6 protein-coding genes are annotated in these 6,852 nt (G+C 50.2%); 5 read left to right on the plus strand and 1 reads right to left on the minus strand.

Features of this window, described 5'->3' with window-relative positions:
- Positions 1–37: 37 nt before the first annotated feature.
- The 5 genes from TY09_RS04145 to TY09_RS04165 all read left to right on the plus strand — a co-directional run bounded on the left by TY09_RS04145 (position 38) and on the right by TY09_RS04165 (position 6,182).
- Positions 38–1,087: a CobW family GTP-binding protein gene (locus TY09_RS04145; RefSeq protein WP_042431440.1), complete on the plus strand. Its 1,050-nt coding sequence runs from the start codon at positions 38–40 to the stop codon at positions 1,085–1,087.
- A gap of 240 nt (positions 1,088–1,327) precedes the next feature.
- Positions 1,328–2,218 carry a L,D-transpeptidase family protein gene (locus tag TY09_RS04150; RefSeq protein WP_035316645.1) on the plus strand — a complete coding sequence of 297 codons (891 nt, stop codon included), beginning with the start codon at positions 1,328–1,330 and terminating at the stop codon, positions 2,216–2,218.
- 42 nt (positions 2,219–2,260) lie between these two features.
- The gene (locus TY09_RS04155) at positions 2,261–3,454 is read left to right on the plus strand and encodes a CobW family GTP-binding protein (RefSeq protein WP_042431441.1); all 1,194 of its coding nucleotides are present in this window, start codon (positions 2,261–2,263) and stop codon (positions 3,452–3,454) included.
- A 358-nt stretch (positions 3,455–3,812) separates the two neighbouring features.
- Positions 3,813–4,250 carry a MarR family winged helix-turn-helix transcriptional regulator gene (locus tag TY09_RS04160; protein ID WP_009062142.1) on the plus strand — a complete coding sequence of 146 codons (438 nt, stop codon included), beginning with the start codon at positions 3,813–3,815 and terminating at the stop codon, positions 4,248–4,250.
- Between the two features lie 57 nt (positions 4,251–4,307).
- Complete coding sequence (locus TY09_RS04165) at positions 4,308–6,182, plus strand: MDR family MFS transporter (RefSeq protein ID WP_042431442.1); 1,875 nt, start codon at positions 4,308–4,310, stop codon at positions 6,180–6,182.
- A gap of 507 nt (positions 6,183–6,689) precedes the next feature.
- On the opposite strand, the gene TY09_RS17835 is transcribed toward TY09_RS04165, so the two are convergent.
- Positions 6,690–6,852: Na+/H+ antiporter NhaC family protein (locus TY09_RS17835; RefSeq protein ID WP_276325288.1), on the minus strand; the 163-nt coding region annotated here is incomplete at its 5' end.

Here is a 6,852-nt window from a genome sequence, read left to right on the forward strand (position 1 = left end):
TTATTTATTTTTATTGAATCAAAGGAGAATGAGGCCAGTGGCAACAGAAATTTATATTATCTCAGGTTTTTTGGGCGCAGGCAAAACCACGCTGATTCAAAAGCTGCTGAGAGAAGCGTTTGCGCAAGAAAAGGTAGCGCTGATCGAAAATGACTTCGGGGAGATCAGCGTGGATGCCGCTCTGCTGAAATCCAGCGGCGTGGAAATTAGGGAAATCAGTGCCGGCTGCATTTGCTGCAGCCTCTCGGGTGATTTTGTAAGCGCGCTCAAAGACCTTTTAAAACGCTATCAGCCCGATAAAATCATCATTGAGCCGTCGGGGGTTGGCAAGCTTTCCGACATTGTAACGGCGTGCGCCGACCCACAGATCCAGTCCCTGGCGAAGGTAAAAAGCCGAATTACCGTTGCGGACGCAAAGCGCTGCAAAATGTATCTGGAGAACTTCGGCGAGTTTTTCATCAATCAGATTGAAAACGCAGACGTCATTCTTCTCAACCGCACGGGGCTTTCTCCGAACCAGGCCGCGCCGGCCCGCAGACTGGTGAAGAAACTGAATCCGCATGCCCGCCTCTTTTCCGAACCATGGGAGCAAATTGCCGCCGGCGAGATTCTGGCGCCTCATCCGCGTGAGGCGCACTGCGGACACGACCACCACTGCAGCCATTCCCATGAACATTCTCATGCGGAGCCGATCTGCTGTGACCACTACAGCCATGACCATCATAGCCATGCAGAGCTCGCCTGCTCTGATCACCATGACCACCATGACCACCACGAGCATCATGGGGCCTGCGGGTGCGGACATAACCATGCGGCGGAAGAGATTTTTGATACCGTGACCATCCGGACAAAACGGAGATTCCGCACAGAAGATCTGCTTTCTCTTGTGTCCCGCATGGAACAGAGCGCAAAGGGATCGATTCTGCGCGCCAAGGGGATTGTTCAAGGTACCGGCGGATATCTGAACTTCCAATATCTTCCAGGTGACGTTCAGATCACAAACTCTGCCGTCGGCGGCGATATGCTTTGCTTTATCGGCCGCCACCTGAACCAGCAGGAGCTGACCGCTCTTTTCGGCGCAGAATAACGCCATAACGGCATCTGCCGCGGATACACGGACACACAACTCCCCTGCCGGGCCGCAAGAAAAACTCGCTGCCCGGCAGGGGTTTCTCCTGTCAAATCGTGTCCATCCATGTTATTTCGACCACTTAATCCGGAATCCTTGTGCTTGACAAGAAAATCATATCAAACTATAATGGGCACAAATGCAAAATGTGTGCATTTGGAACGAATACTGAAATTTCAATTAAAGGAACCGGAAATCATGAAAAGACAAAAAAGGAAATCAAAAAAGTGGATTGCATTACTGCTGGCTGGAGCCGCTTTTCTGACCGCGGGATATGCGCTGCGAAATGTAGATGTATTTCACACACAGCAGCCGAATTCAAGTGCCGGCGCCTTGACCTCCACTTCCCCGTCTTCCCAGCCGTCCTCAGCGGCGGATTCGCAGGCGCCGCGCAGTGAAGTTCCAGCGGAGAATTCCTCAAAGGTGCCCGAAAAGCCGGCGTATCAGGGGGAGACGCTGGACAGTTTAAATATTCGGCTTTCCGCGGGTACGGATCAGGACGTTGTATTTGCCGTTTCGAAAGGAACCAAGCTCAGCATTCTGGAGGAACCCGATGGCGATTGGGTAAAAGTGAAAGCCCCGGACGGCCGGACCGGCTGGTGCAATAAAAATTATCTGAAGATCACACCGGCGAATGGTACCGATGCTTCGAACGTAACAAAGGAACAGGAGACCTTCCCCGCTTTTGCGCAGGTTTCCTATGCAAAAGCGGCCCAACCGCTCACCGTCTATGTTTCGATACAGGATCAGAAAGTCACGGTTGTGGACGCGAAAAATCTTGTTGTTCAGGTTTTTCCCTGCTCCACCGGAATGGAAGGCTATGAAACGCCCACCGGAAACTACACGGTTACAAACCGCGGAGAATCGTTCTATAACAAAAGCCTAAAAGAGGGCGCTTATTACTGGACACAGTTTTATGGAAACTATCTGTTCCACAGTCTTCCTTTTGATGAAAACAGGGAAATGATCGCAGGTGAAGCTGAAAAACTGGGACAACCTGCCTCGCATGGATGCGTGCGTCTCTCGATGGACAACGCAAAATGGTTCTATGACAATATCAAAAACGATACGAAGGTCGTCATTCAGTAACGGCGCAGACGATCCGCCTGAAAGAGCAAAGGAGCGATTGTTATGAGAAAGCCCATCCCGATCACCGTGCTGACCGGCTATCTCGGTTCCGGTAAAACGACCCTTGTCAACCGGCTGCTGGCCGACCCACAGGGACTGCGAATTGCGGTGATCGTCAACGATATCGGCGAGATAAACATTGACGCCGCACTGATCAGCGAGAAGGGTCACGCCTCCATCACCGACGACAGTCTGGTGGCGCTGACCAACGGCTGCATCTGCTGCACTCTGCGGACGGATCTGATCACCCAGATCGTGCGGCTGGCAAAAGCCGACTGCTTTGACTATATTCTGATCGAGGCCAGCGGCATCTGCGAGCCACTGCCGATCGCGCAGTCCATCGCCATGCTGGACGGTACCATGAAGGATCAAGGGCTCCCCACCTTATGCCGGCTGGATTCTGTCGTAACCGTTGTGGACGCCTACCGCCTGCTGACGGAATTTTCCGGCGGAGAAGCGCTCCTATACCCGGATGGAGAGGCGGACATCGCACAGCTTTTGGTGGAGCAGATCGAGTTCTGCGATTTGGTTCTGCTGAACAAAACAGATTTGCTGTCGGAGGAGGAAACCGCAAAGGTCGAAGCCATCGTAAAGGCGCTGCAGCCCTCGGCCCAAATCAGGCAAACCAGCTTTGCGGATGTTCCGTCCAAAGATATTCTGAACCTTCGTCTTTTTGATTTTTCCAAGACATTTCTTTCTGCCGGCTGGGCGCAGACCATTGAGCATGAACAGGATGAAGAGGAAATACACGATCACCACGAGGCGGAGCATCACGGCCACGGGGAAAATCACGATGGACATCATCACGATCATGACGGGCACCAGCATCTTGACGAATATGGAATTTCCACCTTTGTCTATTACCGCCGCCGGCCCTTTCACGACGACCGGCTGGAAGCGTGGGTCAATCGTTTTCCCGCTCAGGTGATTCGGTGCAAGGGACTTGTCTGGATTGACGGAGAGGACGACACCTCCTTCCTTCTGGAGCAAGCGGGTAAATCCGTCAGCGTACAGCCCTTTTCCCGTTGGCTGGCGGCAGCCTCCCCAAAAGAGAGGGAGCAGGCGTGGCAGCGCGATCCCCTCTCGCGGAACAACTGGGATGAGCAGGCAGGTGACCGCATGACCAAGCTGGTTTTTATCGGGGCGGACATGGACGAAGCTGCTATCTGCGCTTCGCTTGACAAATGCCTGGCTTAACTCGGCGACATATGGATCAAGTTTTTTAATAAACCGGAAAGAGAGACCGGAAGCGAATCGTACCGGTAAAAAAAGATATGAAAAGCCTTCGACCGCGGAATGAACGCGCAGCCGAAGGCTTTTTCATCGATTGCTGCACTTGACCTGGCAATTCAACAGCTCAAGCAGTGCAGCGTATCTGTCGAAAGAAGTTTCCTGTAAAATTGATTTTATATTTCAATTTGAAAAAAGAAAGATATAAACACACGACGGTACCCTCAGCAATGATGTGAGTCTTGATTTTATGATCCTATCATAGTATGATAGGATAGTCCCATTTAAGACTATTATACAATGAGACTAAATAAGGAGAATTACTATGACAAAAGCAGAAACGAATGCGAATGAGTATTTGCGCATTTATTTTGAACTGAATGCCCAATATGAAGCATATGCGAAAAGTCTTGGAATTTCTTACAGTACATTGTCGGCTCTCCGAATCATTCTGGAACACGATGGGGACTGCACACAAAGAACCATCTGTGAATACACCTTCCTTCCAAAACAGACGGTCAACGCGATTGTAACAGCCCTGCTGCGTCACGGGGCTATTCGAATGGTCGAGCTCGATTCCGACAGAAGGCACAAGGTGATTCATCTTACCGACAAAGGGCGAGCATTTGCCCTTGAAGTGATTCAAAAGATGAAAAATGCGGAAAGCAAGGCAATGGAAAGTTTGGATGAAAACCAGAAAGAAACGATGCTTACTGCTGCAAAATTATATGTGGCCCGCTTTCGCGGCTATTTATTGGAGTAATCTTCATAAAAGCTGTCGCAACACTGCCAATCCAAGACCTGAAAGGAATCTTACAATATGGGAAAAGGACAAAAAGCCACAGTCATTGTCTTGATCTGTGGCGCTTTTTTATCGGTGCTGAATCAAACGCTAATGAATCCGGCCATCCCCTCGGTTATGGCCGAACTGAACATAACCGCGGCCACCGCACAGTGGCTCGTTTCTGGCTTTACTTTAGTCAACGCCATTGTCGTGGCTGTTTCAGCGTTTTTAATGGATCGATTTTCAACAAGGAAACTGTTTATCGCCGTTTTCAGCTTATTTTTTGTCGGCAGTCTGCTTGCGGCTTGGGGGATTAACTTTCCTGTTCTGCTCGCCGGACGTATCTTGCAGGCGATCTGTGCGGGCGTTATGCTGCCAATGTCAATGACTGTGCTGCTCCTTATCTTTCCCCACGAAAAACGGGGCAGCGCAATGGGAATGTACAACTTCGTCATCATGTTTGCGCCCGCAATGGGCCCCGCGATTTCGGGCATACTCACAGATATCACAGGCTGGCATACCATGTTTCTGATTATGGCGGGGCTGGCGGCAATCATCATCCTTGTTGCAACCTTCGTGATGAAAAATTCCGGCAAGACAAAGTCTGTGTCTCTGGATAAAATGTCCGTCGCGGAATCGTCATTGGGGCTCTTTTGTCTGCTTTACGGCTTTTCTATACTCGATAAGATGGAAACCCTGCCTGCCGCAGTGATCTTGATTGCTTTGGGCGCCGGAATACTTTTTCTTTTTGCACGACGTCAGTTTCGGCTTGCAGAGCCATTTTTAGAGCTTCGGGTATTCCTGGACAAGCAGTTCCGGTACGGAATCGTGATTTCCATGCTGATTTCAGCATCCCTTGCGGCAGTATCCCTCACCCTTCCCATCTATATCCAGACTGTACGCGGATTTTCGGCCACCATTTCCGGATTGGTCATGGTTCCCGGCTCGATTTTAGGAGCAATCGGGGGATATTTTGCGGGCAATTTACACGATAAATTCGGGGCACGGTACCTTTCGATTGCAGGGGTATCCTTGCTGTCACTCGGTTCGCTGGGAATGGCTATGTGGGGATTTGACACCCCAATTGTATTAATGATTATTGTTTACTGTGCCCGTTCTTTTGGATTGATGCTTGCCAATACGCCGATCAACATCTGGTCAATCGGCAATCTGCCGGATGAGATTCTGCATCACGGCAACGCGGTGTCAAGCGCCATGCGTCAAGTTGCCTCTACCTTTGGCGTTGCCCTTATGGTATCGGCCATGTCACTCGCTACAAATTTGTTTGGCGGTGACAATTCGGCAAAGTCACAGCTAATCGGGATTCACGCCGCGTTTTATCTCAGCATCGTCATTGCTGTTATCAGCCTTATCGTGGTCATTGTTAAGGTGAAAGACCGCAAAAAGACGGATGTTGTTTCGGAAAGCAGAATTGTATCAGAGCTTGACGCAGCCATGCACTCGGATCCTTACACGGTATCGTCCGGCGATTCCATTGAACGCGTGATTGAAAAATTCATCGAATACCGCACAAGCGGGCTGCCTGTCATCGACAGCAGCAGGCACATTATCGGCTATGTATCGGATGGGGATGTTCTGCGGTATATGGCAAGGCAGGATGTGCATGTTGTCGGGGAATCCTTTTCTTATGTGCTGCCGGACAACGAAGAGTTTGTGTCCAAAGCCAAGGAGGTTTTGCAAAAAAACATATTGGAAATCGCAACAAAGCACACAATAACCGTGGAATTTATCACCCCGTTGTCGGAGGTCTGTCGACTGTTTTACGAACATAAGCTGAGCAAAATCCCGGTAACGCAAAACGGCGTTCTTGTGGGAACGATCAGCAGGGGCGACACGATGCGTTACCTGATGAAAAAATTGTCGTTTCACACGGAGTGCAAAACGAATTGAGAAAAGGCGTTACAGAAACGATCTGCCGTATACACGGTCTGCCCGAACTCAATGCCGCTTTTCCTTTTCCCCACAGATATTCGGCCTGTGTGCCTTCGTGACGGAATGTGTTTCAATATCCATTTCACATGTTCCGGAATTGTGCGCAAACAGGATACAAAAGGACAAATTTGAAATAGAACGCAAAAGCCCCCAGATACGGAGATATTCCGCATCTGGGAGCTTTTTGATACAGTAAAAATTCGGCACGGCAAAGCAGCCGGCGGAAGTTTAAAAAGGAACAGCCTCTGGCGGAGTACCCCCTTCGGGAATCTGCTGTTCGGGCAAAGCATCTGATTCGGGGGATTGGTGAAACCGGCTATCCTTTTTATTTACCGTGAGATGAGCGATCCAGAGGTTGAGAAGTAAAGAAACGACTCCGGTGTGATCCGTATCCTGCATTCTCAAGTATGTATTTCGGGGCAAAATCACCTGTAACGGATGAGTCTGCCCCGAACTGATGATTTCTTAGAAGATCATTGCTCCTACAATACCAAAGACCAAAGCGCTGGAAACAAGGGTGATAATCTGTGGGATACAGCTGTCCTGAATATGGTCGTGCTGCCCGTCGGCATTCAGACCAGCCGTCGGCCCCAAGGTGGAATCGGAAGCAGGGGAACCCGCCTCGCCC

This window comes from Faecalispora jeddahensis (assembly GCF_000577335.1).
In the GTDB taxonomy this organism is placed as follows: domain Bacteria; phylum Bacillota; class Clostridia; order Oscillospirales; family Acutalibacteraceae; genus Faecalispora; species Faecalispora jeddahensis.

Excerpts from the sequence above, each read along its gene's own strand:
- TY09_RS04150 (WP_035316645.1), top strand. The coding sequence starts at position 1,328 with ATGAAAAGACAAAAAAGGAAATCAAAAAAGTGGATTGCATTACTGCTG.
- TY09_RS04155 (WP_042431441.1), top strand. The coding sequence starts at position 2,261 with ATGAGAAAGCCCATCCCGATCACCGTGCTGACCGGCTATCTCGGTTCC.
- TY09_RS04165 (WP_042431442.1), top strand. The coding sequence starts at position 4,308 with ATGGGAAAAGGACAAAAAGCCACAGTCATTGTCTTGATCTGTGGCGCT.
- TY09_RS04160 (WP_009062142.1), top strand. The coding sequence starts at position 3,813 with ATGACAAAAGCAGAAACGAATGCGAATGAGTATTTGCGCATTTATTTT.